This window comes from Salinibacterium amurskyense (assembly GCF_002797685.1).
Classification (GTDB): Bacteria; Actinomycetota; Actinomycetes; order Actinomycetales; family Microbacteriaceae; genus Rhodoglobus; species Rhodoglobus amurskyensis.
Genome location: NZ_PGFH01000003.1, coordinates 47,817 through 73,778, shown reverse-complemented (window position 1 = coordinate 73,778; position 25,962 = coordinate 47,817). Strand labels below are relative to the sequence as shown.

23 protein-coding genes and 1 tRNA gene are annotated in these 25,962 nt (G+C 61.2%); 8 read left to right on the top strand and 16 right to left on the bottom strand.

Annotation, left to right across the window (positions count from 1 at the left end):
* Positions 1-146: 146 nt before the first annotated feature.
* A complete protein-coding gene (locus CLV85_RS12475) occupies positions 147-2,189 on the top strand; it encodes a hypothetical protein (RefSeq protein WP_100389971.1) in 2,043 nt (680 codons plus the stop codon).
* Between the two features lie 41 nt (positions 2,190-2,230).
* On the top strand, positions 2,231-2,881 hold the full coding sequence (locus tag CLV85_RS12470) for an ABC transporter ATP-binding protein (RefSeq protein ID WP_100389970.1): 651 nt from the start codon (positions 2,231-2,233) through the stop codon (positions 2,879-2,881).
* Positions 2,882-2,952: 71 nt separating this feature from the next.
* Here the strand turns inward: CLV85_RS12470 and CLV85_RS12465 are convergent, their stop codons facing one another.
* The 3 genes from CLV85_RS12465 to CLV85_RS12455 are packed head-to-tail and all read right to left on the bottom strand — an operon-like array spanning position 2,953 to position 5,275.
* Positions 2,953-3,402 carry a Cg1360 family ATP-synthase-associated protein gene (locus CLV85_RS12465; protein ID WP_100389969.1) on the bottom strand — a complete coding sequence of 150 codons (450 nt, stop codon included), beginning with the start codon at positions 3,400-3,402 and terminating at the stop codon, positions 2,953-2,955.
* Positions 3,399-4,622, bottom strand: coding sequence for an MraY family glycosyltransferase (locus tag CLV85_RS12460; protein WP_229820522.1), 1,224 nt, complete (start codon positions 4,620-4,622; stop codon positions 3,399-3,401). The genes CLV85_RS12465 and CLV85_RS12460 overlap by 4 nt, the downstream gene beginning before the upstream one ends.
* Complete coding sequence (locus CLV85_RS12455; RefSeq protein WP_100389968.1) at positions 4,619-5,275, bottom strand: L-threonylcarbamoyladenylate synthase; 657 nt, start codon at positions 5,273-5,275, stop codon at positions 4,619-4,621. The genes CLV85_RS12460 and CLV85_RS12455 overlap by 4 nt, the downstream gene beginning before the upstream one ends.
* A gap of 68 nt (positions 5,276-5,343) precedes the next feature.
* Here CLV85_RS12455 and CLV85_RS12450 point away from each other — a divergent pair, with 68 nt between their 5' ends.
* Positions 5,344-5,958, top strand: a complete 615-nt coding sequence (locus CLV85_RS12450; protein ID WP_100389967.1) for an HAD-IA family hydrolase — start codon at positions 5,344-5,346, stop codon at positions 5,956-5,958.
* A 57-nt stretch (positions 5,959-6,015) separates the two neighbouring features.
* On the opposite strand, the gene prmC is transcribed toward CLV85_RS12450, so the two are convergent.
* The 9 genes from prmC to argS all read right to left on the bottom strand — a co-directional run bounded on the left by prmC (position 6,016) and on the right by argS (position 17,704).
* Positions 6,016-6,852 carry a peptide chain release factor N(5)-glutamine methyltransferase gene (gene prmC / locus CLV85_RS12445; protein ID WP_229820520.1) on the bottom strand — a complete coding sequence of 279 codons (837 nt, stop codon included), beginning with the start codon at positions 6,850-6,852 and terminating at the stop codon, positions 6,016-6,018.
* Positions 6,853-6,896: 44 nt separating this feature from the next.
* Positions 6,897-7,976, bottom strand: coding sequence for a peptide chain release factor 1 (gene prfA, locus CLV85_RS12440; RefSeq protein WP_100389965.1), 1,080 nt, complete (start codon positions 7,974-7,976; stop codon positions 6,897-6,899).
* Positions 7,977-7,978: 2 nt separating this feature from the next.
* Entirely contained in the window at positions 7,979-10,192 is a 2,214-nt protein-coding gene (gene rho, locus CLV85_RS12435) for a transcription termination factor Rho (protein WP_100389964.1), read from the bottom strand.
* Between the two features lie 132 nt (positions 10,193-10,324).
* Complete coding sequence (gene thrB, locus CLV85_RS12430) at positions 10,325-11,263, bottom strand: homoserine kinase (RefSeq protein WP_100389963.1); 939 nt, start codon at positions 11,261-11,263, stop codon at positions 10,325-10,327.
* Entirely contained in the window at positions 11,260-12,351 is a 1,092-nt protein-coding gene (gene thrC / locus CLV85_RS12425; RefSeq protein WP_100389962.1) for a threonine synthase, read from the bottom strand. The genes thrB and thrC overlap by 4 nt, the downstream gene beginning before the upstream one ends.
* 3 nt (positions 12,352-12,354) lie before the next feature.
* Positions 12,355-13,671, bottom strand: a complete 1,317-nt coding sequence (locus tag CLV85_RS12420; RefSeq protein WP_100389961.1) for a homoserine dehydrogenase — start codon at positions 13,669-13,671, stop codon at positions 12,355-12,357.
* On the bottom strand, positions 13,668-15,071 hold the full coding sequence (lysA, locus tag CLV85_RS12415) for a diaminopimelate decarboxylase (protein WP_100389960.1): 1,404 nt from the start codon (positions 15,069-15,071) through the stop codon (positions 13,668-13,670). The genes CLV85_RS12420 and lysA overlap by 4 nt, the downstream gene beginning before the upstream one ends.
* Before the next feature lie 105 nt (positions 15,072-15,176).
* Positions 15,177-16,037, bottom strand: coding sequence for an LmeA family phospholipid-binding protein (locus CLV85_RS12410; RefSeq protein WP_100389959.1), 861 nt, complete (start codon positions 16,035-16,037; stop codon positions 15,177-15,179).
* A gap of 5 nt (positions 16,038-16,042) precedes the next feature.
* On the bottom strand, positions 16,043-17,704 hold the full coding sequence (argS, locus tag CLV85_RS12405) for an arginine--tRNA ligase (RefSeq protein ID WP_100389958.1): 1,662 nt from the start codon (positions 17,702-17,704) through the stop codon (positions 16,043-16,045).
* 135 nt (positions 17,705-17,839) lie between these two features.
* Between argS and CLV85_RS12400 the strand changes: the two genes are divergently transcribed.
* On the top strand, positions 17,840-18,424 hold the full coding sequence (locus CLV85_RS12400; protein ID WP_100389957.1) for an arginyl-tRNA synthetase: 585 nt from the start codon (positions 17,840-17,842) through the stop codon (positions 18,422-18,424).
* An 18-nt stretch (positions 18,425-18,442) separates the two neighbouring features.
* Here the strand turns inward: CLV85_RS12400 and CLV85_RS12395 are convergent, their stop codons facing one another.
* Positions 18,443-19,237 carry a transglutaminase-like domain-containing protein gene (locus tag CLV85_RS12395; protein WP_100389956.1) on the bottom strand — a complete coding sequence of 265 codons (795 nt, stop codon included), beginning with the start codon at positions 19,235-19,237 and terminating at the stop codon, positions 18,443-18,445.
* A gap of 86 nt (positions 19,238-19,323) precedes the next feature.
* On the opposite strand from CLV85_RS12395, the gene CLV85_RS12390 reads away from it, so the two are divergent.
* Positions 19,324-19,396 (top strand) — tRNA-Arg (locus CLV85_RS12390).
* 58 nt (positions 19,397-19,454) lie between these two features.
* On the opposite strand, the gene CLV85_RS12385 is transcribed toward CLV85_RS12390, so the two are convergent.
* Positions 19,455-19,823 carry an ArsR/SmtB family transcription factor gene (locus tag CLV85_RS12385; protein ID WP_100389955.1) on the bottom strand — a complete coding sequence of 123 codons (369 nt, stop codon included), beginning with the start codon at positions 19,821-19,823 and terminating at the stop codon, positions 19,455-19,457.
* 85 nt (positions 19,824-19,908) lie between these two features.
* On the opposite strand from CLV85_RS12385, the gene CLV85_RS12380 reads away from it, so the two are divergent.
* The gene (locus CLV85_RS12380; protein WP_100389954.1) at positions 19,909-21,189 is read left to right on the top strand and encodes an NAD(P)-binding protein; all 1,281 of its coding nucleotides are present in this window, start codon (positions 19,909-19,911) and stop codon (positions 21,187-21,189) included.
* A 39-nt stretch (positions 21,190-21,228) separates the two neighbouring features.
* On the opposite strand, the gene CLV85_RS12375 is transcribed toward CLV85_RS12380, so the two are convergent.
* Entirely contained in the window at positions 21,229-21,891 is a 663-nt protein-coding gene (locus tag CLV85_RS12375; protein ID WP_100389953.1) for a pentapeptide repeat-containing protein, read from the bottom strand.
* Positions 21,892-22,010: 119 nt separating this feature from the next.
* Here CLV85_RS12375 and CLV85_RS12370 point away from each other — a divergent pair, with 119 nt between their 5' ends.
* Complete coding sequence (locus tag CLV85_RS12370; RefSeq protein ID WP_100390121.1) at positions 22,011-22,451, top strand: rhodanese-like domain-containing protein; 441 nt, start codon at positions 22,011-22,013, stop codon at positions 22,449-22,451.
* A 40-nt stretch (positions 22,452-22,491) separates the two neighbouring features.
* On the opposite strand, the gene CLV85_RS12365 is transcribed toward CLV85_RS12370, so the two are convergent.
* Positions 22,492-23,928, bottom strand: coding sequence for a helix-turn-helix domain-containing protein (locus CLV85_RS12365; protein ID WP_100389952.1), 1,437 nt, complete (start codon positions 23,926-23,928; stop codon positions 22,492-22,494).
* A 140-nt stretch (positions 23,929-24,068) separates the two neighbouring features.
* Between CLV85_RS12365 and CLV85_RS12360 the strand changes: the two genes are divergently transcribed.
* Complete coding sequence (locus tag CLV85_RS12360; protein WP_425319451.1) at positions 24,069-25,883, top strand: phosphoenolpyruvate carboxykinase (GTP); 1,815 nt, start codon at positions 24,069-24,071, stop codon at positions 25,881-25,883.
* Positions 25,884-25,962 lie beyond the last annotated feature (79 nt).

Sequence of the window (25,962 nt, the reverse complement as noted above, 5' to 3'; positions counted from 1 at the left end):
AACTCGACAATTAAGTTGACGGAGTTGTGTCGGCCGTTTGGACTGAACGCTGATGGCTCCCAAATAAACTCCTTGCACCTTCCGGAGTGCGTAGCGACCACGCGGTCATCGCGAAGCCCCATATGTGAACGAGGACCTTTCAGCCCATGAGAAAGAATGTTTCTGCTGCGCAGGCCGTATTTCGAGCGACGATCCTTCTTGGTGTCGGAATAGCTATCGCCACATCATTTTTCGCCTACAAGGATCTAGACGCAAAGGTGCCATTCGGTTCCGAATCGTTCTTCGTCGTGACCTCGATCGCCGACGATTTAACTGCTGAGGATGCACACGCCGTGCTTACCGCCGCGGCAACGGAGTACAGCACGAATTTGTTCAGGGTTGTCCAGGCAACGCATGGCGAGAACTTAGAGAGGACGCTATACGTCTTCCAGGGTGATTCGGATCACCTGAATAGGCTGTATCCCAATGAGCGCTACCCATCGTTCGATAGGAGTGTCACGACGGCGCTCATGCTCCCTGACCAGCTCACCAAGGAGGGCCTACTCGGAGCGTACTCGGCGACGTCCGACGCCGCAGCGCTATCTGGGCTCGTCCAACATTTACGCGATTCAGGGATATCGATATCTCTGGAGCACGTCTCGATGTCGCAATTCGTCCTAGAGACCGCTTCGCGGTCGACTTTCGCGCCGGTTATTTGGGGGACATTGATAGGAATCGGCATCGGCGCTCTGTATGCGGTCTCTGACAGGCAGAGGATTTTGAGCATCAAACACCTCCATGGCATTCCGCCGCTTCGATCAGCCGTCTCGGAGCTCGTAGAAACCACGACCGTGTTCGTCATTAGCTGCCTAGTTTTCTCTCCCTTCTTCACGCTCACCGCATTTGTCTACAACAATTTTGACCAGTTCGGCAGATACGCCGGACATACACTCGTCGTGCTCGCGCTCCTACTCCTCGCTCTGCTGGTCATACAGGGACTCGGGCTGATCTTCCTCGCTGAAGAAGCTGAATTCGAAGTCATCAATGGTAAAAAGCCGTCGCTGTTCCTCTCTGCGAGCATAAATACCGCCCTGTTAGGGCTACTGCTCATCGCCATCATCACAGCTACACATGCGGCGGGTTATGAGGCGATTCTGCGGGACAACGAGCAAGCACTGTCGAATTGGGACAAATCTTCTAGCTACGTTGGTATCGAAATCCAAGCGCAGAGCGAACCCAAACTGGAGATGCTCTTTGAAGGTTTTGGTGAGTTCGTTGCAGACCTTGAAAGTCGTGGGAATTTTGTCCTTGCCTTCCATCCAGCTCCTGATATGCCGAAGGCTGAGCGGCCCGGGCCAGATCAAGGCAATAGCTTGATCGTGAACCCGACCTTCTTGCAGGGCAACCGGCCCGAACTTTTACCCGGCGTGCAAGATTACGAGTCTGCACTGACCTCCAGCGATATTGTTGTGCTACTACCCGAGCAGTTCGCCGACGAAAGAGTCGAAATAGAAGGCAACTACCGTAGCTGGGCGATGTCGCAGCGGGCTCTCTGGCCCGCCCCTGTGCCCTCTTCGCCTTTGGAGATCACGACTCTAGTTACCTCGTCTGGTCAGTTGATGTTCAACTACGACCACACTGGCGCAGACGTCGCAATGAGACAGCTAGATCCAGTCATCGCTGTAATCTCGAGCTCGAGCCAAATCCTTCCAGCACACTTTTACGTCGCTGCAGCGTCAGAGGGCGACCTACTAGTCGAGGATCGCCACACTCTAGTCGAAGCAATTTCAGACTCGGGCCTTGTCGGCCAAATCCGGCCTACAGCGCCCGCTGGAGAGGTCGCAAGGATGGCGGTCTCGGAGCAGCAGAGCGGAGTCATGCAACGGCGACCCGCAATTGCCTTCCTAGCAATACTCCTTGTGCTCACCGGGTTACTCGCCGGATCCATCCATTCGGATAGACACAAAGCTGAAATTTTCGTTCGTCGCGTCCATGGCGCCCCTCTATTTAGGCGAAACCTTGGGTACCTTGTGAGGTCTTGGATCTCCTCGATCGCAATGGTCGCAGCGGCCTCCGCTCTCCTCGGCTTGAATGTTGCCAACTCCGTTGCCATCGGTGCAATTGGTATCGGGCTTTGCGCCATAGGAAACATGCTGGGAATCGCTATTTCAGAAACGAAATCACGCTTCGATTTTTTGCACCGGTCTTGAATATTGAAATTTCGACAAGGCGATAGTCAAAGGACACCACGATGAATACCGAATTCGCCGTCCGCGCGATGAGCATAGGTAAACGAAAAGGAGGAAAAGAGCTTTGGCAGGATTTGTCGTTCGACGTCGAGCGAGGTTCACACGTAGCGATAACAGGAGCCAGCGGCTCGGGCAAGACGACCCTGCTCAATTGTCTCGGATTACTAGAGACACCGGACCAGGGAAGCCTGATCTTCAATGGGAAGGAGATCCGCAAGAGCTCCGCTCGCTCACGGACAATCTTCTATCGGAACCAAGTTGGTTTTGTTTTCCAAAATTACGCGCTAGTAGATTCGTGGTCAGTCGCGAGGAACCTCCGCGTAGCGCTCACATATTCAAAGCAAAACAAGCCCTCACGTACGCTTATGACAGCATCCGTACTTGAGCGTCTTGGGTTGGCAGGCAAGGAACGCTCCCTCGTCTACTCGCTCAGCGGCGGCGAACAACAGCGCGTGGCACTTGCACGCTTGCTGCTAAAAAACCCGCCACTGATCCTCGCCGACGAACCATTAGCAGCTCTAGACGACCAAACTGCTTCGCTCGTGACCTCGGTACTCAACGAGTGTTGCGAGCGCGGAGCGGCTCTCATATATTCCACACATGATACGAACTACGCGAGCACGGCCGACAAGGTCATCCGTCTAACGCCGTAGCTCCGAAAATCTCGTGACGAGTTTGTGAAGACACGCGGAACGTCGAGACGCTGGTTGACGTCATCGTCAAATCACCTTAGATCAGAGCCGGGCTCACCAGGCAGAGTAACTCCGGGGACATAGCTTTCCCGGGCTCGCACGAAAGCGAGCACATCGACAAACAAGCTACCGACGATGGCAGCAAGAACAGAGAAAAAGAAAACGACTGGTTCGAGGAACGGCTGGCCGCGCAGGATCACCATGAGTGCGATGAACAGAACGAACTTAAATAGCCACGCGCCTAGGACGATTCCGAAAAAAAGAACACTTGACGGATCACCCTTGGTCGCTCGAGACGCAAGAACGATGCTGCCGGCCGTGAGGCCCATGAAGAGTGCGGTGAGACCGGCACCGATGAGGGCGCTGATCATTCCCGAGGTTCCCGCTACGAGATAGCCAATGATGGAACCGACGACAGCGATGCTGACGGTCAGGATCGCTCCGTAAGCGATCGCGCGGCCGAGGATTGCTGAGGACTTCATTCGGTAGGTTCCTTTGTGTGGAGAGAATCGGGGGTGTTGGAGGCGGCATCCAGACCGTCGAAGCGTGCGTCTTCGATGGACTCTTGCTCTGCTGCGAGTCGTTGAGCGGCAACCTCGCGGGACTTACGACGGCTCAAAGGCGCGAGTGTAATTGCTGCGCACACGGCTAGGCCGGCGACGAACATCAGCGCCGCCCAGCGCCACGGTACGAACGTGAAGGCGAGAACGCCTACGGACGCGACGAAGGTCCAGCTGTAGAGGATCAGCACGGCGTGCAAGTGCGAATGTCCCATATCGAGCAGGCGGTGATGCAAGTGCTTACGGTCTGCGGTGAACGGCGACTTGCCCGCACGGAGCCGACGGATGATCGCCAACCCGAAATCGAGCAGCGGGATGATGAGCACTGCGATCGGCAACAGGATGGGAATGAAGGCCGGGAGGAAATCGAGCGTGAACTTATCGGGCTGGGCGAGGTAGCCGGCATCCACTTGACCGGTGACCGAAATGGCGGACGCGGCCATGAGGAGACCAACCAACAGTGCTCCGGCATCCCCCATGAACATCTTGGCCGGATGGAAGTTGAGCGGCAGGAAGCCAACGCAGGCTCCTATAAGGATTGCGGTCGTCAGCGACGCGAGGTTGAAGTACTCGGTCTGCGCTTGCCCCTGCAACAAGTAGGCGTAGATGAAGAAGACACCATTGGCGATGACCGCGACGCCCGCGACCAAGCCATCGAGGCCGTCGATGAAGTTGACCGCGTTCATTACGAGGACGACGGCGAAAACCGTGAGAATCAACGAGACGTACGGCGAGACAATCGTCTGGCCGCCAATGGGAAGGGTGGAGAGCTGAACGCCCTGCCACGCCAAGACGCCCGCTGCGATGATCTGCCCGGCCAACTTCGTGAGCCAATCAAGATCCCAGATATCGTCGGCGACACCGATGATCACAATGATCAGGGCAGCGCCGAGAAGACCAAAGACCTTGCCCGGCTCATTGAAGATGAGCGAGAAGTTGCTGAAGCTGGAAGCCACGGCGAACGCCGCAACCACGCCGAAGAACATGGCAACGCCGCCCAGTCGCGGAGTGGGCCGCGAATGCACGTCGCGTTGCCGGACTTGCGGATAAAGCTTGTATTTGAGCGCCACCTTGAGCACCAACAGCGAAAGCGCATAGGTGACCATCGCGGCGATACCCGCGATGAGGAAGTAGAAAATTATTCGCACAGATCGGCCCCGATCAGATCGCGAATAGCGTCGGCCGAAATGACGCCTTCGCGCACGATGCGCAGCTTGCCGCCCTCAACAAGCAGACCCGTGGCATCCACGATGGTCGACGCGAGCTCGCCGCCCTCACCGTCGCTCAGGTACACCGAAACGGAGTCCCCCAGCATCTCGTGAGCCGCCTCAGCCGTGCGAGCCGCCGGCAGACCGGTGCTGTTAGCGCTCGAGACCGCGAGCGGTCCCGTCTCCGACAGGAGTTCGAGGGCAATGCGGTTCGACGGCATCCGCAAAGCAACCGTGCCCTGGGTCTCCCCCAGGTCCCAGCTCAGCGAGGGCTGGGCGGGAAGAATAATTGTGAGGCCACCGGGCCAGAACTCGGCCACAAGCGTGCGCACTTCGTCGGGCACCGTCGCCGCAAGAGCATCAAGCGTAGGGATGCCGGGGATGAGCACCGGAGGAGGCGACTGCCGAGTACGCCCCTTGGCATCAATAAGTTTCTGCACCGCATCCGGCTGAAAAGCGTCTGCCGCAACGCCGTAAACGGTATCGGTGGGAATGACGACGAGGTCGCCACGGCCAATCGCCACACGCGCCATTCTCATACCGGTGAGGAGTTGGGCTTCGTCGGCGCAATCATAAAGGTCATCCATGTCCCCAACATGGTACCGGGAGAAACAGTGAAAGACTGATCACGACTAACAGATAGCGATGGCAAACAATGACGCTGCTTTTCATCTTTGACATGGATGACGTGCTCTACGACTACGACTGGCGTGCGCGGATGGCCGCGATGAGCGAGCTCACGGGCCTCAGTTTTCTCGAACTCCGCCGTCGCTGGTGGCACGATGACGGCGAATTTGGCGCCGAAGCCGGCCTCTACGCCACCGGCGAGGAATACCTTGCCGCCTTCGAAGAAGCCATCGGCCAGCGCGTGGATCTCACCAGCTGGCTAGAGATTCGAGCGGCAGCGATGACGCCGTGGCCCGATTCGCTCGCGGCCGCCCGCCGCGCCGCAGAACTCGGCCAAGCGACCCTGTTGACCAACAACGGAGCACTCCTCGGTGACCACCTCGCCGCCGTCGCCCCCGAACTCGTCGAGATCTTCGGCGATCACCTGCGGACCTCAAGCCACTACCGCGCCCGCAAGCCCAACCCGATCGTGTTTGAACGCGCTCTCGAGGCGTACGGCGTCGCACCCGAGAACGCGTTCTTTGCCGATGACATGCCCGAAAACGTTGCCGCAGCCCAGAGCCTCGGCATTACCGGGCACGAGTTTCGCACGTGCGCCGGCATGCATGCCGCGATCGAAGAGTTTGCAGCCGCCCGCACCTAGCAACTTGCACGTCGCACGTTGCGCGTTGCACGTTGTGCTGACGGATCGAACGCCGGCTTAGAGCAGAGCCGTGGTCGCGCGGTCGCGACCGAGAAGGTCTTTGTGGTGAGCTACGGCTCTCCAACCGTCCGCCGTGAGCAGCGCGGCAAGGGCCGGAGCTTGTTCTTCGCCGTGCTCGAGTACGAGAGTGCCACCGTCGTGGAGCAGACGGCGCGCGGTCGTCGACACGCGGCGTACGACATCCATGCCGTCGTCTCCCCCGTAGAGCGCCAGAGCGGGGTCATGAAGCTGCACTTCGATGTCGCGCGGGGTGGCAGCTGCCGGAATGTACGGCGGATTGGAAATCACGACGTCAACGGTGCCGTTGAGTTCGGGGAAAGCGTCGCCCAGGTCAGCGTTGATCAGTGTTGCGTTCGGCTCGCCATAGCGGCGAAAGTTCTCACTCGTGTAGGGCATGGCGTCGGGCGAGAGCTCGACCGCAAAGATGCGAGCGCGCGTGACCTCGGTGGCCATGGCCAGAGCGATAGCACCACTACCCGTGCCCAGGTCAACACCAATAGGTTCGGGAGTCGCGCTGGCGTTGAGGGCGTCGATCGCGAACTGCACGACCGTTTCGGTCTCGGGGCGAGGAACGAAAACGCCCGGGCCCACGCTTAGTTCTAGGTTGCGGAAGGGCGCCATTCCTGTGATGTGCTGCAGGGGCTCGCGGGCAGCACGGCGTGCAAAAAGTTCATGAGCGTGCGCCGCTTTTTCTGCGGGCACGGTGGCACCGGTGACGACGCGAACACGAAGCTCACCACGCCCCAGCTCAAGAACGTGAGCCAGAAGCAGCTCGGCATCAACCTCGGGAGTGGGCACTCCCCCGCCGTTCAACAACTCAGTGCCGCCGGCCAGAAGGTCAGCGACACTGGAGTCGTGTGAAACGGGAGTTACCTCGTTCAGGAGTCGTTTCCTACTTCAGCCAAACGCGCCTCTTCGTCGGCAATAATGCACGACTGGATGACGGGCTCAAGCGCACCATTGATCGCCTGGTCAAGGTTGTAGGCCTTGTATCCCGTGCGGTGATCAGCAATGCGGTTTTCGGGGAAGTTGTACGTGCGAATGCGCTCGGAGCGATCCATTGTGCGGATCTGGCTCTTGCGGTACTCGCTCGCTTCAGCATCCGCTTCCTCTTGGTAACGAGCCAAGATGCGCGCACGAAGCACTCGCATACCGGCTTCGCGGTTCTGCAGTTGCGATTTCTCGTTCTGCATAGCCACGACGATGCCGGTCGGAAGGTGAGTAATACGAACAGCGGAGTCCGTCGTGTTCACCGACTGGCCACCAGGACCCGAGGAGCGATACACGTCGATCTTGAGATCGTTCTGGCTGATCTCGACCTCTTCAGGCTCGTCGACCTCGGGGAACACCAGCACACCAGCAGCGGAGGTGTGAATGCGCCCCTGAGACTCTGTGGCGGGCACGCGCTGAACACGGTGCACTCCACCCTCGTACTTCAAGTGCGCCCAGACGCCCTCAGCAGGATCGCTCGACGATCCCTTGATGGCGAGTTGGACATCCTTGATGCCGCCGAGGTCGCTCGAGGTCTGCTCGATGATCTCGGTTTTCCACTTCTTCGACTCCGCGTAGTGGAGGTACATCCGCAGCAAGTCACCCGCGAAGAGGGCCGATTCGGCTCCACCTTCACCCATCTTGATTTCCATGATCACGTCACGAGAATCGTTCGGGTCACGCGGAATCAGGATGCGGCGCAGTTTCTCCTGGGCAGCTTCGAGAGTCTCGGTGAGACCGGGGATCTCTTCAGCGAACGACTCATCTTCGTCAGCCATTTCGGTGGCTGCCGCGAGGTCGTCGGTCAGCTGACGCCAGTCGTTGTATGCCGCGACAATGCGCGACAACTCGGCGTAGCGTCGGTTGACCTTCTTAGAGCGGACCGGGTCGGAGTGGAGCTCGGGGTCAGCAAGCTGGCCCTCGAGATCCGCATGCTCGGTCAGCAGCGACTGTACTGACTCGAACATTGTTAGTCCTCTTTTTTGTTGCCGGTAGTGGAGGGGAGCGACTTCTGGATCTGCATGAGGAACTCAACGTTCGACTGCGTGTCCTTCAGCTTATTCAACACGATCTCGAGCGCAGCTTGCTGATCGAGACCAGCGAGTGCACGGCGCAAGTTCCACGTGACCTTGACCTCGTCGGCACCCAACAGCATTTCTTCGCGACGGGTTCCCGATGCGTTGACATCGACCGCGGGGAAGATGCGCTTGTCGGCGAGCTGGCGCGAGAGACGAAGCTCCATGTTGCCGGTGCCCTTGAACTCTTCGAAGATAACCTCGTCCATCTTCGAACCGGTCTCGACGAGAGCGGTAGCGATGATGGTGAGCGAGCCACCCTCTTCAACGTTGCGGGCCGCACCGAAGAAACGCTTCGGCGGGTACAGCGCTGCGGAGTCGACGCCACCCGACAGTACGCGACCCGACGGCGGTGCCGTCACGTTGTACGCACGGCCAAGGCGAGTGATCGAGTCGAGCAGAACGACTACGTCGTGACCGAGCTCAACGAGACGCTTGGCGCGCTCGATAGCGAGTTCAGCGACGGTGGTGTGATCTTCAGCGGGGCGGTCGAAGGTCGAAGCAATAACTTCGCCCTTGACGGTGCGCTGCATGTCGGTGACCTCTTCGGGACGCTCGTCAACGAGAACGACCATGAGGTGAACCTCGGGGTTGTTCTTGGAGATCGCGTTCGCGATGGCCTGCAGAACCTGAGTCTTGCCAGCCTTCGGAGGCGAAACGATCAGGCCGCGCTGGCCCTTACCGATCGGAGCAGCGAGGTCGATGATGCGAGTCGACAGCATGGTCGGCTCGGTCTCGAGACGCAGGCGCTCCTGCGGGTACAGCGGAGTGAGCTTGCCGAATTCAACGCGGTTTGCTGCCTCTTCAACGGGAAGACCGTTTATCGAGTCGATGCGCACGATGGCGTTGTACTTCTGGCGGCCCTGGTTGTTGTCGCCCTCACGCGGCTGGCGGATAGCGCCGACAACGGCGTCACCCTTGCGGAGGTTGTACTTCTTGACCTGGCCGAGCGAGACGTAAACATCGCTGTTACCGGGAAGGTAACCGGTGGTGCGCACGAAAGCGTAGTTGTCGAGAACGTCGAGGATGCCGGCAACCGGAATCAGTACGTCATCTTCGGTGATCTCGGGCTCGAAGTCGTCGCCCATGTTTCCACGGCCGCGCTTGCGGTCACGGTAACGGCCGCGTCCACCGCGCTCGGAGTCAGCATCGCCGCCGCGCGAGTCATCGTTGTTGCGATTGTTGCGATTGCCACCGTTGTTGCTGTCGCCGCCGTTGTTTCCGTTGTTGTTGCCTTCGCCGTTGTTGTTCTGGCGACGGTTGTTGTTCTGGCGGCCAGAACCTTCACCGTTTTGGCTGTTGTTGTTGCGGTTGCGGTTACGGTTACGTCCGCGGCCCGAACCCGACTCGTTGTCGGCGTTGTCACCGTCGTTGTCGTTGTCGTTGCTGTTGTTCTTGTCGCTGTTCTTGTCAGCGTTGCCGTTCTTCTCGGCGTTGTCAGAGTTGTTGTCGGCGTTCTTCGCGCCCTTGTCACTCTTGTTGTTCTTGTTGGCGCCCTTGGCAGCCTTGCCCTCGGCGTCGGTTGCCTTGGCGTCGCCGGACACTGCACTGGTGTCGGCCGATGCAGCGGTGTCATCGCTTGATGCATCTGCCGTTGCAACGCTGCGGCTGGAGCTGCGACGGCTGCGCTTAGGCGCGGCGTCGGCTGCGGGAGCCTCGGTGGATGCTGCGGCGTCGGTCGACGCTGCGGAGCTGGCTGAGGCATCCGACTCGGCGGCGGGCGCGGAGTCAGTCTTCTTCTTGCGGCTAGCCGTCTTGGGCTTCTCTGCTGCGGCATCCGCAGCGGGAGCCTGAGCAGCGGCAGCGTTCTTGTCTACCTGCGGAGCGCCTGCGGGAGCTTCGGAGCCAGCGATAGCGGCGCCATCGGTGCTGGTAACGCGGCGCGAAGCACGCTTACGCACAGGAGCGGCAGCCGCTTCAGTGGCGGGGGCAGAATCTTTGTTGCTGTTGTTCTTCTCGTTGATAGCGTCCACGAGATCTCCTTTGCGAAGTTTGGAAGTACCGGTGATACCGCGTTCGGCCGCCATAGCTTGAAGCTCGGGCAGTCGCAACGCGCTCAGCGCGGTACGGGAATCCACGCTCGATGCGTGGTTGTTGACGTCAGTCACTACTAGGGGTTCCTTTCCCCAACCAAGAATGAATAACTTGGCGGAGAGCTAGTCGCTCACCGATGTCTGCGCGGATGCGCAGGAATCAAAATTCGGGGATACGACGGGTGAAATACGACCGGGAGGCTGCGGCTACGCCGTAGCTTCTACCTGGTGCTCATTCACTGTAGCACCTTTGAAGTCCACGGCTAAGAGTAGACATTCCCACGGCGTTGCGGTGTGCTCCTGCACGAGAGCGACCGCTTCGAGGCGCTTCGCCGGGTCATCCGCAAGCACGAGCACCGAGGGTCCAGCACCGGAAACCACAGCGGCATGCCCGTGGGAACGCAGCATGCGGATCAGTTCTGTGGTCTGCGGCATCGCTGCAGCGCGGTAATCCTGGTGAAGGCGATCCCCCGTGGCTTCGAGCAACACTTCGGGGCTCTGCGTGAGGGCGGCAATCAAAAGTGCTGCTCGCGAGACGTTGTAGACAGCGTCGGCGTAGGGCACAGCATCCGGCTGCAGACTGCGCGCGTGCGCCGTCGAGACCTGAAAATCGGGAACGCAGACGAGCGGTGACACTCCGCGGTGCACCATCAACTTTTTCGCTAGCGGCCCCGACTCGGTGCTCCACGCGATAGTGAGACCGCCCAAGAGTGCCGGTGCGACGTTGTCGGGGTGTCCCTCGAGCTCGGTAGCGAGCACAAGAAGAGTTGCGGCATCCATCTCGACGATGCCGTCGAGCAAGCCCTTTGCAGCCATGACGCCCGAGACAATTGCTGCCGCCGACGAACCCAAGCCACCACCGTGCGGGATGACGTTGGTCGCCGACACATGAAGTGCCGGCATTGTCTGCCCAAAGTGCGTGAAGCAGTGCTGGATCGACTGAATGACGAGGTTCGACTCATCGGTCGCGACGATTCCTGCACCAACACCCGTGACGTCAATCTCGACGCCCGAGCCCTCGACCGCGGTAACGATCAGTTCGTCGTAGTGCGAGAGGGCAAGCCCGAGCGTGTCAAAGCCGGGACCGAGGTTGGCAGAGGTCGCCGGCACGCGCACGACGACGCTGCGACCGACCAGCGAGGTCATGCCTTGGCCAGCCCCAGCACGCTTGCAACCTCAGCAGTGTCGACGGGAACAACCTTCGGCGTGATGTCATCGCCGCTGGCCGTCTTTAGAGCCCACTGCGGGTCCTTGAGGCCGTGACCGGTAACCGTGAGCACGACCGTGGAGCCGCGAGGAATCTGGCCAGCTTCGGCACGCTCCAAGAGCCCGGCAACGCTGATCGCGGATGCGGGCTCAACGAAGATGCCGACCTCAGCTGAAAGGATGCGCTGGGCTTCGAGAATCTTGGCGTCGCTGATGGCACCGAAGTAGCCGTCTGACACCTTGTGGGCCTCGGTGGCGAGGTGCCACGATGCCGGGTTTCCGATGCGGATGGCGCTAGCGATCGTGTCGGGGTTCTTGACGATCTCGCCGCGAACGATCGGAGCGCTGCCCTCGGCCTGGAAGCCGAACATGCGCGGAAGCTTCGTGGTGGCGGAGCGCTCGAGCTCTTCGCTGTAGCCACGGTAGTAGGCGGTGTAGTTTCCGGCGTTTCCGACAGGAACGATGTGGAAGTCAGGGGCGTCACCCAGAACCTCGACAACCTCGAAGGCAGCAGTCTTCTGGCCCTCGATGCGGTCGGGGTTCACCGAGTTGACGAGGTGCACGGGGTAGTTCTCGGCGAGGTCGCGAGCGATGTCGAGGCAGTCGTCGAAGTTGCCCTGAACCTGAATGAGTTCACCGTTGTGAGCGATGGCCTGGCTGAGCTTGCCCATCGCGATCTTGCCCTCGGGAACGAGAACAGCGGCGGTGATACCGGCGTGAGCGGCATAGGCTGCAGCCGACGCAGAGGTGTTACCGGTCGAGGCACAAATAACAGCCTTGGCACCGTGCTCGACAGCCTTGGAAATGGCCATCGTCATGCCGCGGTCTTTGAACGAGCCCGTGGGGTTCATTCCTTCGAACTTGACCCAGACCTTGGCGCCGGTGCGAGCCGACAGAGCGGGCGCGGGAAGCAAGGGAGTTCCACCCTCGCCAAGCGTGATGATGGGGGTCGCGTCAGAAATGTTGAGACGGTCGGCGTACTCGTGAAGCAGGCCGCGCCACTGGCGGTTCCGGATTTCGCTATTCATTATTTACAGCCCCTCAACTCTCAAAACGGACACAACTTCACGCACAACCGAGTTCTCGGCCAGCGCTGCCACCGTGGCGGCAAGCGACTCATCCGTCGCCTCGTGCGTCACAGTAATAAGGGTAGCGCTCGGCACGCCCTCTACTACTGCACCGACGGTCTGGTTGACCGCTTCTACAGAGACGTGGTGGTCACTAAATACTGCGGCGATCGTAGCGAGCACACCGGGCTCGTCAACAACCGTCAAGGTGATTTGGTAGCGCGTCATTACGCGGGCGATCGGCAAGATCGGCAAGTTAGCGTGGGTCGACTCGGCAACGCCGGGGCCACCGATAACGTGGCGGCGGGCGGCTGAAACAACGTCGCCCAGAACGGCGGATGCGGTTTCAATTCCGCCAGCGCCCGCACCGTAGAACATGAGACTGCCTGCAGCCTCGGCCTCTACGAATACCGCATTGTTGCCGCCGTGAACGGCAGCGAGCGGGTGAGTCAAAGGAACAAGGGCGGGGTGAACGCGAGCACTAACACCCTCGGTCGAGCCGTCGGCGGCAAGCACGCGCTCACAGATCGCGAGCAGTTTGACGACATAACCAGCCTTGCGCGCGGCAACGACCTGCTCGGCGGTAACGCTCGTGATTCCTTCCCGGTGCACGGCATCGAGCGGCACACGCGTGTGGAACGCGAGGCTCGCCAGCAGCGCAGCCTTCTGCGCAGCGTCATAGCCCTCGATGTCGGCGGTGGGGTCGGCCTCAGCGAAGCCCAAGCGCGTGGCCTCGGCAAGAGCGGTGTCGAAACTGTCGCCCGTGGCATCCATGCGGTCAAGAATGTAGTTCGTAGTGCCGTTGACGATGCCCAAGATGCGCTCGACGCGGTCGCCGGCAAGGCTGTCGCGCAGTGGACGGATGATCGGAATCGCCCCCGCCACGGCTGCCTCGTAGTACAGCTGTGCACCGACCTGAGCGGCTTCTTCGAAAAGCTCGGCGCCGTGGTGGGCCAGCAGAGCCTTGTTAGCGGTGATGACGTCGGCACCGGAGTGCAGCGCTTTCAGAATCCAGGTGCGGGCTGGCTCAAGACCACCGATAAGTTCGATGACGATATCGGCGCCAACAATGAGCGACTCTGCGTCAGTCGTCAGCAATTCTTTCGGGATGTCGGTGTCACGAGGAGCATCAATGTCACGAACGGCGACGCCCACGACTTCGAGCCCAGCTCCCGCCCGGGCGGCGAGCTCGTCGGCGTGCTCGAGCAGTAGAGCGGTGACTTGTGATCCGACACTTCCTCCACCCAGAACTGCGACGCGAAGGTTGCGGTATTCGATCATTCAGAGTCTCCCGATGGTGTGATTCCCGCGTCGCGGCTGAGCAAGTCGTTTTCGGTTTCGCCCCGCACAATAATGCGAGCCTTACCGTCGCGCACCGCAACAACGGGCGGGCGCGCAAGATAGTTGTAGTTGTTGGACATCGCCCAGCCATAAGCGCCGGTGGCCGGAACGGCAACAATGTCTCCGGGCTCAACGTCTCCGGGCAAGTACTCGGCGCGCACGACGATATCGCCAGCCTCACAGTGCTTGCCGGCGATGCGCACCAGCTCGGGGGCAGCATCCGAGACGCGATTCGCGAGGCGAGCCGAATAGTCAGCCGCATAAAGGGCTGTGCGCAGGTTGTCGCTCATTCCGCCATCGACGCTGACGTACTTACGAACCGCCTCGCCATCGACGAGCACATCCTTGATCGTGCCTGCCGTGTAGAGCGTCGTCGTCGACGGACCGATGATGGAACGGCCTGGCTCGATGGCAATGACCGGAACAGGAATCTCGAGGCGAGCGCACTCAGCCTCGACAATGTTTGCGAGCGACGCCGCGAGCTCAGCGACCGGCAAAGCCTGATCAGCCGAGGTGTACGCGATGCCGAAACCGCCGCCCAAGTTCAACTCGGGCACCGGAGCCGCCACCGACAAACGGGCATGCAATTCAAGCAACCGACGAGCCGCCTCGGCAAAGCCCGCAGTGTCGAAAATCTGCGACCCGATGTGCGAATGGATGCCCACAAACTCCAGCGAGGAGTGCGAACGAATCTGCGCCACAATCGCCTCAGCCTCGGTCAGCGGAACACCAAACTTCTGGTCTTCTCTGGCCGTTGCCAAGTACTCATGAGTGGACGCGTGAACCCCGCTATTGATGCGCAAGCGCACCCGCTGGGTTCGACCGTGCCGTGCAGCGGCTTCAGCAACCCGACCGATTTCGACGACGCTGTCGATAACGATGGGGCCGATGCCCGCGCGCACAGCACGGTCGATCTCGGAAAGACTCTTGTTGTTGCCGTGGAAGCCCAGACGCGACGCGTCGACGCCAGCCGCGAGGGCAACAGCCATCTCGCCGGCGCTAGCAACGTCGATGTTGAGGCCAACGGCCGTCATCCAGCGGGCAACCTCAGTGCAGAGGAACGCCTTACCCGCGTAGTACACCTTGACGCTCGACCCGATGCGAGCGAATTCGGTATCGAACGCGCCCTTGATCTCGGTAGCGCGCGCCACGGCATCCGCTTCGTCGACGACATAGAGCGGCGTACCGAAGCTAGCGACGAGCTCGCTCGCGGAAACGCCCGCAATGGTCAGTTCGCCGCTCTCGGAGCGCGCAGCATTGCGCGACCAGACGGTCGATGCCAAAGAATTAGCTTCGGCGGGAGCTTCGAGCCACTCGGGCGCCAGCGGGTTCGCGAACACAGTCGCACCTCACAGAGATGTAGACGGAAAACGGCGGATTGTGTCCGCACAGGCGTTGGGGATGCTGACCACTCTAACGGCTGGCGCCGCTAGCGCTGAATCGAGTTACGGCGTCGGGCACGTGCCGTATTGCTTCCAGGCGGCATCGTCGAGGGCAATCCCGTCAGCACTGAGCTGAATGACGAGGTTGTCGTTAGCGACAGCAACCGAATCGATCGTCAACGCTGTCGGCAATGACGAGGCGACGCAGAACTCTTGTGAACTGAGCAGGCCACCTGCAAGCCCGGAGACGAGCGGGTTATCGAGTAGGTCGGCGACAGAGATTTGCTCCTCGCCCAGGATGACCGACTCCGGCTCGAAGGCGATCGAATCGCCCGCCGCCACGGGCACCAGATCGAGGGCGACCGGGATTTCGAAGAACAGCAGCTCGAACACTGTCGAGACCCGAATGGCCGTGCCCTCCAACTCGATGGAGTCGAGCCCGGTGCCGCTCAGGGTGGTTGCTAGTTTCGACACTTCGTCGCCGGTGATCGCGACGTCCATCGAGACGGTGTCGATGGGCTGCGACGTCACCACGGGCACGCCCGTCGCAATGACCTGCACGGATGACTCGAGACCGTTGACCGCGAAGCGGTCGATGTCGATCGTAACGACGTCGAGCCCGCCCGTGAGCGCCTGCACGATCAGTGAGCCCGAGCCCAGATCGACAGCCACACCGTCGCTGGATTCCAGACCGAGCGACGACGCGATCTCGTTCTGGGCGATGCGAACCGCCGCGCTACGACCGACCGTCTCGACAAGCACAACGCCGACGATCAGGATGACGAGAACGACCCCGGCGACGACCCAAGCAATCCAGCTTCGTCGCTTGCGCTTCGCAGTCTCGTAACCGGTGGTCGTCGTAGTAGCGGGCTCCCCCGCGCCGTCGAGCCGCAGCTCGATGGTGGGCTGTTCGTCAGAAGCCACGAAAGCTACATCCGCTCCGGGGCGCTAACCCCGAGCATCCAGAGGCTGTTACGCAAAACCTGACCGACAGCGTCGTTGACCCACAGTCGCGTGCGGTGAACGTCGGTAACTTCTTCGTCGTTCATCGGCGTGACGCGGCACTGATCGTACCAACGGTGGTAGCTGCCGGCGAGTTCTTCGGCAAAACGCGCGATGCGGTGCGGCTCACGCAGCTCAGCGGCCTGAGCCACAATGCGCGGGAACTCTGCAAGAACACCGAGCAGGATGCTCTCGGACTCGTTCGTGAGCAGCGAAGCATCGAAGACGCTGCGATCCACTCCCGACTCCCCCGCATTGCGAGCAACGCTGTGCGTGCGTGCGTGCGCGTACTGAACGTAGAAAACAGGGTTGTCGTTGGTGCGCTTCTGCAGAATCTCGGGATCGAGGTTGAGCGGCGAATCGGAGGGGTAGCGGCCGAGCGAGTAGCGCAGGGCATCCGTTCCGAGCCATTCGCGCAGGTCGTCGAGCTCGATGATGTTGCCGGCGCGCTTCGAGAGACGAGCACCGTTGATGCTGACGAGCTGCCCGATGAGCACCTCAATGTCTTTGTTGGGGTCGTCGCCGGCCGCGCCCGCGAGCGCCTTGAGGCGGTGAACGTAGCCGTGGTGGTCGGCTCCAAGCAAGTAGATCTTGTGGGCGTAGCCACGGTCACCCTTGCTCAAGTAGTAAGCGGCATCAGCAGCAAAGTAGGTATAGATGCCATTGCCGCGCTTGATCACGCGGTCTTTGTCGTCACCAAAGTCAGTGGTCTTGACCCACACGGCGTCGTCGATGTCGGCGACGTGACCTTGGGCCCGCAGACGCTCAACAGCGGAGTCAATGGCGCTCTTGCCGTCGCCCTGTACCGCGTGAAGCTCACGCTCGCTGAACCACACGTCGAAGTGCACGTTGAAGGCGGCGAGCGACTTCTTGATCTCACCCAACTGCAGTTCGTAACCACGTTCGCGAGCGACCGCGATCGCTTCATCGTGGTCGAGTTCAAGAATTTCGGGATTCGAGGCAAGTACGCGCTGAGCGAGCTCGGCAACGTAGGCGCCCGGGTAACCGTTCTCGGGAGTCGGCTCGCCCTTGGCCGAGGCCAGGATCGATGCACCGAAGTTGTCCATCTGGTTACCGGCGTCATTGATGTAGAACTCGCTCACGAGTTCAGCGCCGGCAGCCTTGAGGATGCGTGCGAGCGAGTCACCAAGCGCAGCCCACCGAGTGTGGCCGATGTGCAGCGGACCGGTCGGGTTGGCCGAAACGAACTCCAAGTTGATGGTCTGACCCGCGAGGGATTCATTGCGACCGTAAGCCTCGCCCTGCTCGACGATCGTCTTCGCGAGCGCGCCAGCGGCAGCGGCATCCAGCGTGATGTTAATGAAGCCGGGGCCCGCAACATCCACTGAGGCAATGCCATCGATAGCGCGAGCCTGCTCAGCAATTTCGGTCGCAAGTTCGCGAGGGTTGGCCCCCAGCGGCTTAGCGAGCTTCATAGCGATGTTGGATGCCCAATCACCGTGATCGCGGTTGCGCGGTCGCTCTAGCACCAGGTCACTCGCGGTCAGACCCAAATCGGGCGTGCCGCGGTCAGCCGCAATGCGGGAGACGACAGAGAGCAGGGTGGCAGAAAGATCAGCAGGATTCACCCCTTAAGAGTACTGGGTGGTTACACGCATTCGGTGCGAGCTGGATGCGGCCTTAAGGTCACAGATCGGTTGACACTTCACGACACTGCCGGGTCACTGCGCTCGGATGCTGCTTCGAGTCACGAGAATGGGGTTATGGCTTTTCGACTTCGCGTAATTCCAGCAGTGATCGCACTGAGCGCCTCGGCTCTCCTTCTGAGCGCGTGCGTTCCCACTGAGCCCGACCCGGTCGGGCCCAACCCCACGCGCACTATCGACCCGGAAAACACTCCGACGGCTGCTCCGGAACCCACAGCTACGGGCACACCCGATCCTGAAGCGACGCCGGTAGACATCGCGTGCGGCGAGCTCATTAGCCCTCAAGCGATGTACGACTTCAACCCGAACTTCCTGCTGCTTAACTCGTTTACGCCGTCAGCTGGGTCGCCCGCCGCGGCCGCAATCGAGGCGCAAGGTGTGGTGTGCCGGTGGGAGAACTCAACGAGCGGAGTCTCAATCGATGTCTCAGTAGCTCAGCCCGCCCCAGGGAAACTCGATGCGCTCAAAGCGAATGCTGGCGCCGCCGCCGCAGGATTTGACGGCTACTTTGCCGTCGCTGGCGGAACGGGAACCGCGCAAGTCTTCTCGGGCGGCTACTGGGCAACTCTGAGTTCGCCAGCGTTCTTCGAAGCCTCCGATGCGTCCGATCTGGTCGCCGAAGTCGCCGCCGCTATCAAGTAGCGGCGAACCGCGGAACGGTTAGCCGAGCTGCACCGGCGAACTGTGATCGTCAACGGGGAGGTCGTCGGCGGTTGCCGTGATCTCCAGCTTCTGCAGGAACAGGTCTGCCCAGTGGTTCGTGAGAAACGCGACATCAGCTGCGTCGCGGCCTGTCGCAATGCGCACGAGTGATTGACGCGGTGCGAGTCCGGTCGAATCAACGACCCACCACTGACCGTCGACATACGCTTCGGCTACGGCGTGAAAGTCCATCGGGCTCAGGCCTGGGGCGTACACCGATGCATATCGGGCAGGTACATCTTTCGCCCGCAGCATTGCGATCGTCAGGTGCGCGAAGTCTCGGCACACTCCACGACGCGTGAGCAGAGAATGGGAGGCGCCATCGGTGGCTGCCGACATCCCCGGGCTGTAGCGGAGGCTGTGCGCCACCCAATCGCGAACCGCCTGCACGAGTTCATGGCCGGACTGCGTGGGAAAGAGGGAGCGGGCAGTTGGCGTGAGCACATCTGACTCGCAGTAACGGCTGGGGCGCAAGTACTCGACGCGATCGACAGCGTTGAGCGGCGCGGGCTCGGGAGTGGCCTCGACGATGGCGGCGTAATCCACCACTAGCTGCCCCGGCCCCGCAATGAGCGAGTGCAAGCGGGTTCCGCGGACATCGACCAACTCTGTGGGCTTCTGGGGTACGCCATCCAACACAAAATTTATCGACTCGGATGCCAGCGGCCACGGCGCTGCGACAGCAATGCTGAAGACCATTTCGGTGCGACCACGAAGGTCAAGTTCTTGGTGGGATGAAACGGTGCGCAGCATGCGTCGATACTGTCATGCGAATCTGAAGCGCGGATGTCAACAGGGTGCTAAACGTGGGAAGAATTGCTTGCTAAGCTAGCCTCCTTGCCTTCGTAGCTCAGGGGATAGAGCGCCGGTTTCCGGTACCGTAGGTCGGGGGTTCGATTCCCTCCGGGGGCACTGTTATTAGCTCAACGCCGCACTTCTTGTGCGGCTGTTTTGCTTTCTAACGCGTGAGCTAGTTCGAAACGACGCAGCAGGCTTCTGCCCCGGCATCCGTGCTGGTCGCGACAGACGCGAGCATCTTCACGGGCTCCGCGAAGGCTTCGCAACACAGTTCGTAAACGTTGGCGCGGCCGCGCGGGGTCACGGTGACAAGGCCGTTGTCGCGCAATGGCGCCAAGTGATGGCTGACGAGCGTTTGGCTGAGGCCGGTGGCGTCGGTGAGTTCGCGCACCGTGTGGGCGCGCTCGGTGAGCAGCAGAACGAGCTGTAGCCGGTTGGGGTCCCCAAGGGCGCGCAACAAGGGCGCCAGACTCTGAGCCCGCTCGGCCGTTGCCGACCACGTGGGCTTCTGAATCATCAGAAGATCTACCGGTGTACTCATGCTCGCAATCCTACATCAACTCTTTGTTATCAACAGTAGTTACTGTTATCGTGAGCAAACACTGAAGTTGATTACGAGGAGCGCCATGACCACCGAACACTCTGCACCCAGCGCATTGCCCGTCGTCGTTGTCGGGGCTGGCCCCATCGGGCTTGCGTCCGCCGCCAACCTCGTGAGCCGCGGCATCCGCACCGTCGTGCTCGAGGCTGGTGCCCACGCCGGTGCCGCCATCAGCGACTGGGGCCACGTCTCCCTCTTCTCGCCGTGGCGCTACAGCATCGATCCCGTCGGCCGCGAGTTGCTTGAACGCACCGACTGGGTCTCCCCCGACGCCGAGATCCTTCCCACCGGCGCCGACCTCGTGCGCGAATACCTGCAGCCGCTCGCTGCGACCGCCGAGCTCGCACCCGTCATCCACTACAACAGCCGAGTGATCGGGATGTCGCGCCAAGGCATCGACTCCACCAAGACCATTGGCCGCGAGCGCCGACCGCTGCTCGTTCGCGTCGACTCCCCCGATGGCGTGTACGACATCCTCGCCTCGGCAATCATCGACGCGTCAGGAACCTGGTGTCACAACAATCCCATCGGCGCATCAGGGCTCCCGGCAACGGGCGAGACCGAAGCTAGCGCGTGGCTCACGGGACCGCTGCCCGATGTTCTCGGCCGCGACCGCGCGCGCTTCGCCGGCAAGCACACGCTCGTGATCGGCATGGGCCACTCCGCCGCCAATACGCTTCTTGCCCTCGCCGAACTGCGCGAGAGCGACCCCGCCACCGAAATCACCTGGGCGATTCGAGGCCGCTCGGCTCGCCGCCTCTACGGTGGCGGAGCTGCCGATGAACTGCCCGGTCGTGGCGCGCTCGGCACTCGCCTCAAGGCTGCCGTCGAATCTGGGGCAATTACGCTCCTGACCGACTTCACCGTCACCGAACTCACCCCGCAGCCCGATGGCCGTCTCACGGTCACCAGCAGCAACCCCGACGGCGACCATTCAGTGACCGTGGATGCTCTCGCCGCCGCCACCGGGTTCCGCCCCGACATCGGCATCCTGCGTGAACTGCACCTCAGCCTCGACCCGGTGCTTGAAGCTCCCATTGAACTCGCACCGCTCATCGACCCCAATGTGCACAGTTGCGGGACCGTTGAACCTCACGGGGCCAGCGTGCTCGCGCATCCCGAAAAGAACGTCTACATCGTCGGCATGAAAAGCTACGGGCGCGCGCCGACCTTCTTGATGGCCACCGGCTACGAACAGGTTCGCTCGGTTGTTGCGGCCATCGCCGGAGACGCAGAAAGCGCTGGCCGCGTGAACCTCATGCTGCCCGAGTCGGGCGTGTGCTGCTCGACGGGTGGTGGATGCTAACGCTGACGCCAAGGCCTTCGCCGCGACGATCGCACCGCGCTAGTCGTCGATAACGATGCCCAGATTGCGGGCGAAAAGCGGAACGAGCTCGGCGAGCTGGTAGGAGTTGAGCGTCGCACCCTTGAGGTGTTCGACTCCCCCTAGCTGCCGCAGCTCGACGCCGCGGAGGTCGAAGTTGGTGAGGGTCGAGCGCGTGAGGTCGAGGTTGTTGATCTGCGTGTTCACGAACGACACCCGGTTGGCCGTGGCGGCCCCCAGGTCGAGTTCATCGATCAGGCAATCGGTGAAGAGAACATCTTCAAGGTGAGCCCCGCGCAGGTTGAGGTAACCGATGCGGCAGTGCGAAAACCGCACCGAACTCCAGCGCGTTTCGTAAAACTCAGCAGAGCCAAGACGCGATCCTTCGAAGCTCACGTCACGCAGACTCGTGCGCGGCGCCGAAAAAATGGGCGCGTTGAGCTTCTCGAAGCGAGTGTCAACGAAGTCCGCTGAACGGAACACCACCTCGTTGGCTTCGAGGTCAACGAATTCTGTTTCAGACAGCGAGATTCCCGAGAGGTCACGCTCGCTGAGATCGACTCCCTCGAAGCGCTCTCCGCTGTAGCTTTCGTGCGCCTGCAGAGCGTCCGGGTCACCGATCGACAGATTTGTCAGCGCGAGTTGGTCGAAACGAGGGGCGGCGGTGAGAGATTTCTTGGCCATGAATGGTGCTCTTTCTCATACTCTTCGCCAGAGAGAGGATGCGGACGCGCCCTCGTAACATTGGCGAACAATTCACGGTACCCGACAGCACTGACCGCTCACGCCACTACCCTGTTGCCATGACTTCTCGCGCCACGGCCGCCGGCCGTATCGAACACTTTTCGCTCAAGCTCGAATTCGAAACCGACCCCTCCGACGTGCACGCCGCTATCCACGCAGGCGAGTCTCTTACGCTCGTGGATACCCGCGGTGACGTCGCCTGGAGTCAGGGCCGCGCCGTCGGCGCGCGCCACCTGCCGACGCGTGAAATCGCGGCGCGGGCTGCAGCAGAGATCCCCGCCGGCACTCCGGTTGTCGTGTATTGCTGGAGCCCCGGCTGCAACGGCGCCACGAAAGGCGCCCTCGAGTTTGCGAAGCTCGGCTATGAAGTGCGCGAAATGATCGGCGGCTTCGAGTACTGGGCCAAAGAAGGTTTCCCCGTCGAAAGCGACGAGGGCCGCATCGTGCGCGAGCCCGACGTGCTCACCGCCCCAGCCGCCGGCCCCGACTGCGACTGCTAGCGGGCGCGCTCGCGCCAGTCACTGCCGGGCCCCGCGCTGCTTAGCTCGCGTCGCTCGCGTGCGACTCCAAGAACTCGTAGAGTTCGCGGTCGTCGACGCCGGGGAAGGTTCCCGACGGGAGCGGCGACAGGATGTGGGCGTGCAGCTTGGCGCTCGACCACGCGTTGCCCGCCCAGCGGTCGCGCAATTCGCCCTCGGGCTTGCGGCAGCAGGTTTCGTCGGGGCACGTGGATGAACGACGCACGTCGGTGGCACGGCCGCGGAACCACTTGGAGTGCGAAAACGGCACCCCGATAGTGATGGAGAACTCTTCGGCATCCGTGGTTCCCGTTTGGGTTGATTCGAAGAAGCTGCCCTCCGGAGCGTCTGTGTACTGGTAGAACTCCGTGGTGCGGTTGGTGCGGGTAAACGCGGTACGAGCGCTCCAATTGCGGCACACAAACTGGCCCTCGGCCGAGCCCGTGACATCCACCGGTAGTCGAAGTCCATCGTTCTCGTAGGCCTTGTACACGGCACCATCGTCGCCGACGCGTAAGAAGTGCGTTTCGAGGTCGAGGTGCGAGGTCGCGAGGTTGGTGAAGCGCAACGCGGCTGCTTCGTGGGTGACACCAAAGGCATCCCGAAAGTCTTCGACCGCAATATTGCGATCCGTTTTAGCTTGGCTCAAGAACGCCACCGACTGCTTGAGCGGCATGAGCACAGCCGCCGCAAAGTAGTTGATTTCGAGACGTTGGTGCAAGAACTCGGCGTAGCTCGTCGGCTCCGTGTGGCCGAGAACGCGGTGCGCCATTGCTTGTAGCGCCATCGAACGCAGGCCGTGCCCACCCGGGATAGATGCCGGCGGCAAGTAAATGCGCCCGTGCTTGAGGTCGGTGACCGATCGTGCCGAATGCGGCAGATCATGGACGTGAACTAGTTCGAAGCCAAGGGATTCCGCCATCAGACTCACGGCGCGGTGAGTGAGCGCCCCCGTCGTGTGGTTGCCCGCGATCGTGAGCTTTTCGGCCTCTTTTTCGAGGTCGGGCAAGTAGTTATCGAGGGTGCGCATGCGCTGCCGCAGCTCAGTGTTGGCGCGACGCGCTTCCTCCGGCGTGGCAATGGCCTGGCGCGACCGTGTGGAAAGTTCATGGTGAAGGCCCACGATTGCCTCGAGCGTTTCATCCGGAATGCCCTTGGACGGGCGAATCTTCGGAAGCCCCAGCGACGCGTAGATCGTGCTGCGCTGCAGACGGTCGAGTTCAATCTCGAGCGCGGCCCGCTTGGTCGGCGGGGTCTCTTCGAGCAGATCGGCGAGTTGGATGTCGGTGGCCGACGCAATTGCCGACAGCAGAGTCAGTCGGGGTTCGCGCCGCCCGTTCTCCATGAGAGAGAGCTGGCTACCCGCGACTCCCACCTTGTCGCCGAGTTGGTCGAGGGTCAGTCCGGCCGTGGTACGGAAATGTCGGATGCGTTGCCCGAGAGTCACAAGATCATTCACACGTTCACTATAACTAAAGAACGAGGATTCTTTCCACCCGATTCGTCAGCAAGGCGGGCAAAAGTGGGTCATCATCGAATAACAACAGTTTTTTCACTACAACAACACTTCAGCGGAAGGTAGAAATGAGCATCGCCGAGATGACAAGGACCCACTTCTCCGCACCCGACGGAACAAATCAGAGCGTTATTGCCTGGGTGGAAGAGATCGCCGCCCTCACCCAGCCCGACGAAGTTGTCTGGTGCAATGGCAGCCCCGAAGAGGCTGACGAGCTCGCCGAACTCATGATTGAGGCCGGCACGCTGACCCGTCTCAACGATGAATACCGTCCCCACAGCTTCCTCGCCCGCAGCGACCCCAGTGATGTCGCTCGGGTCGAATCGCGGACCTTCATCTGCTCGGTCAACGAGAGCGATGCCGGCCCCTCCAACAACTGGGCCGCCCCGGCAGAAATGCGTACGACGCTTGACGGCCTCTTTGAGGGCGCGATGCGTGGCCGCCGCCTCTACGTTGTTCCGTTCTCCATGGGTCCGCTCGGTTCCCCCCTCGCCAAAATCGGCGTGCAGGTCACCGACTCCCCCTACGTCGTCATGAGCATGGGCATCATGACGCGAATGGGAACCGCTGTTCTTCAGTCGATTGATGACTCCACCGAGTGGGTGCGCGCCATCCACAGTGTTGGAGCCCCGCTCGCTGCCGGCGACACGGATGTGCCGTGGCCCTGCAACCAGACCAAGTACATCAGCCACTTCCCCGAGACTCGCGAAATCTGGTCGTTCGGTTCCGCTTACGGCGGCAACGCAATTCTCGCGAAGAAGTCCTTCGCCCTGCGCATCGCTTCAGTGATCGCTCGCGACGAAGGATGGCTCGCCGAGCACATGCTGCTCCTCAAGCTCACGAACCCTCGTGGTCGCGTCTTCCACATCGCTGCGGCATTTCCCAGTGCCTGCGGCAAGACAAACCTCGCGATGCTCAAGCCCACGATTCCCGGCTGGAAAGCCGAGACGATCGGTGACGACATCGCGTGGCTCGGCAAGGGAGCTGACGGCCGCCTTCGCGCGATCAACCCCGAAGCTGGCTTCTTTGGTGTGGCTCCGGGAACGGGAATCGCCACCAACGAGACCGCGATGGACACCATCTGGGGCAACACCGTCTTCACCAACGTGGCGCTGAAAGACAACGGCGACGTGTGGTGGGAAGGCATGACCGATGAGGTGCCTGAGCACTTGATCGATTGGCAGGGGAACGACTGGACGCCCGAATCGGGCACCCCGTCGTCACACCCGAACTCACGTTTTACTGTGGCAGCAGCACAATGCCCCACCATCGCAGATGAGTGGGAATCGCCACAGGGCGTCGTTATTGACGCCATAATCTTCGGCGGTCGCCGCGCGACCAACGTGCCGCTAGTGGTGGAGGCACGAGATTGGGAGCATGGCGTCTACCTGGGCGCCACTATCTCATCTGAGCGGACGGCGGCCGCCGAAGGCACCATTGGCGAACTACGGCGAGACCCGTTTGCCATGATGCCGTTCTGCGGATACAACATGGCAGACCACTGGGCCCACTGGCTCTCGGTCGGTCAGAACCTCCGCAGTTCAGGCACTGTGCCGCGCATTTTCCAAGTCAACTGGTTCCGTAAGGGTGCGGATGGCTCGTTCCTCTGGCCAGGCTTCGGCGAGAACTCTCGCGTGCTCGAGTGGATTCTCGAACGCGTCGACGGTCAAGTTGCTGCACAGGAGAGTGCCCTCGGGCTGCTCCCCCGCGAAGGCGACCTCAATATCGACGGCCTCGACCTTGACGAAAACGTCATGGAACAGCTTTTTGCTATCGATACGGAGTCATGGCTCGCCGAAGCGGCATCCACGGAAGAATTCTTTGCAACCTTCGATGGTCGCGTTCCCGCTGCCGTTACACGCCAGCTTGAGCAGTTGAAAGCACGCCTCACAAGCTAACCAACGAAACCCCCTCGCCGTTCGTCTTTATTAGTGTGACCACAATTGCGCTAACTATTGGCCATTCCTCGGCCACAAT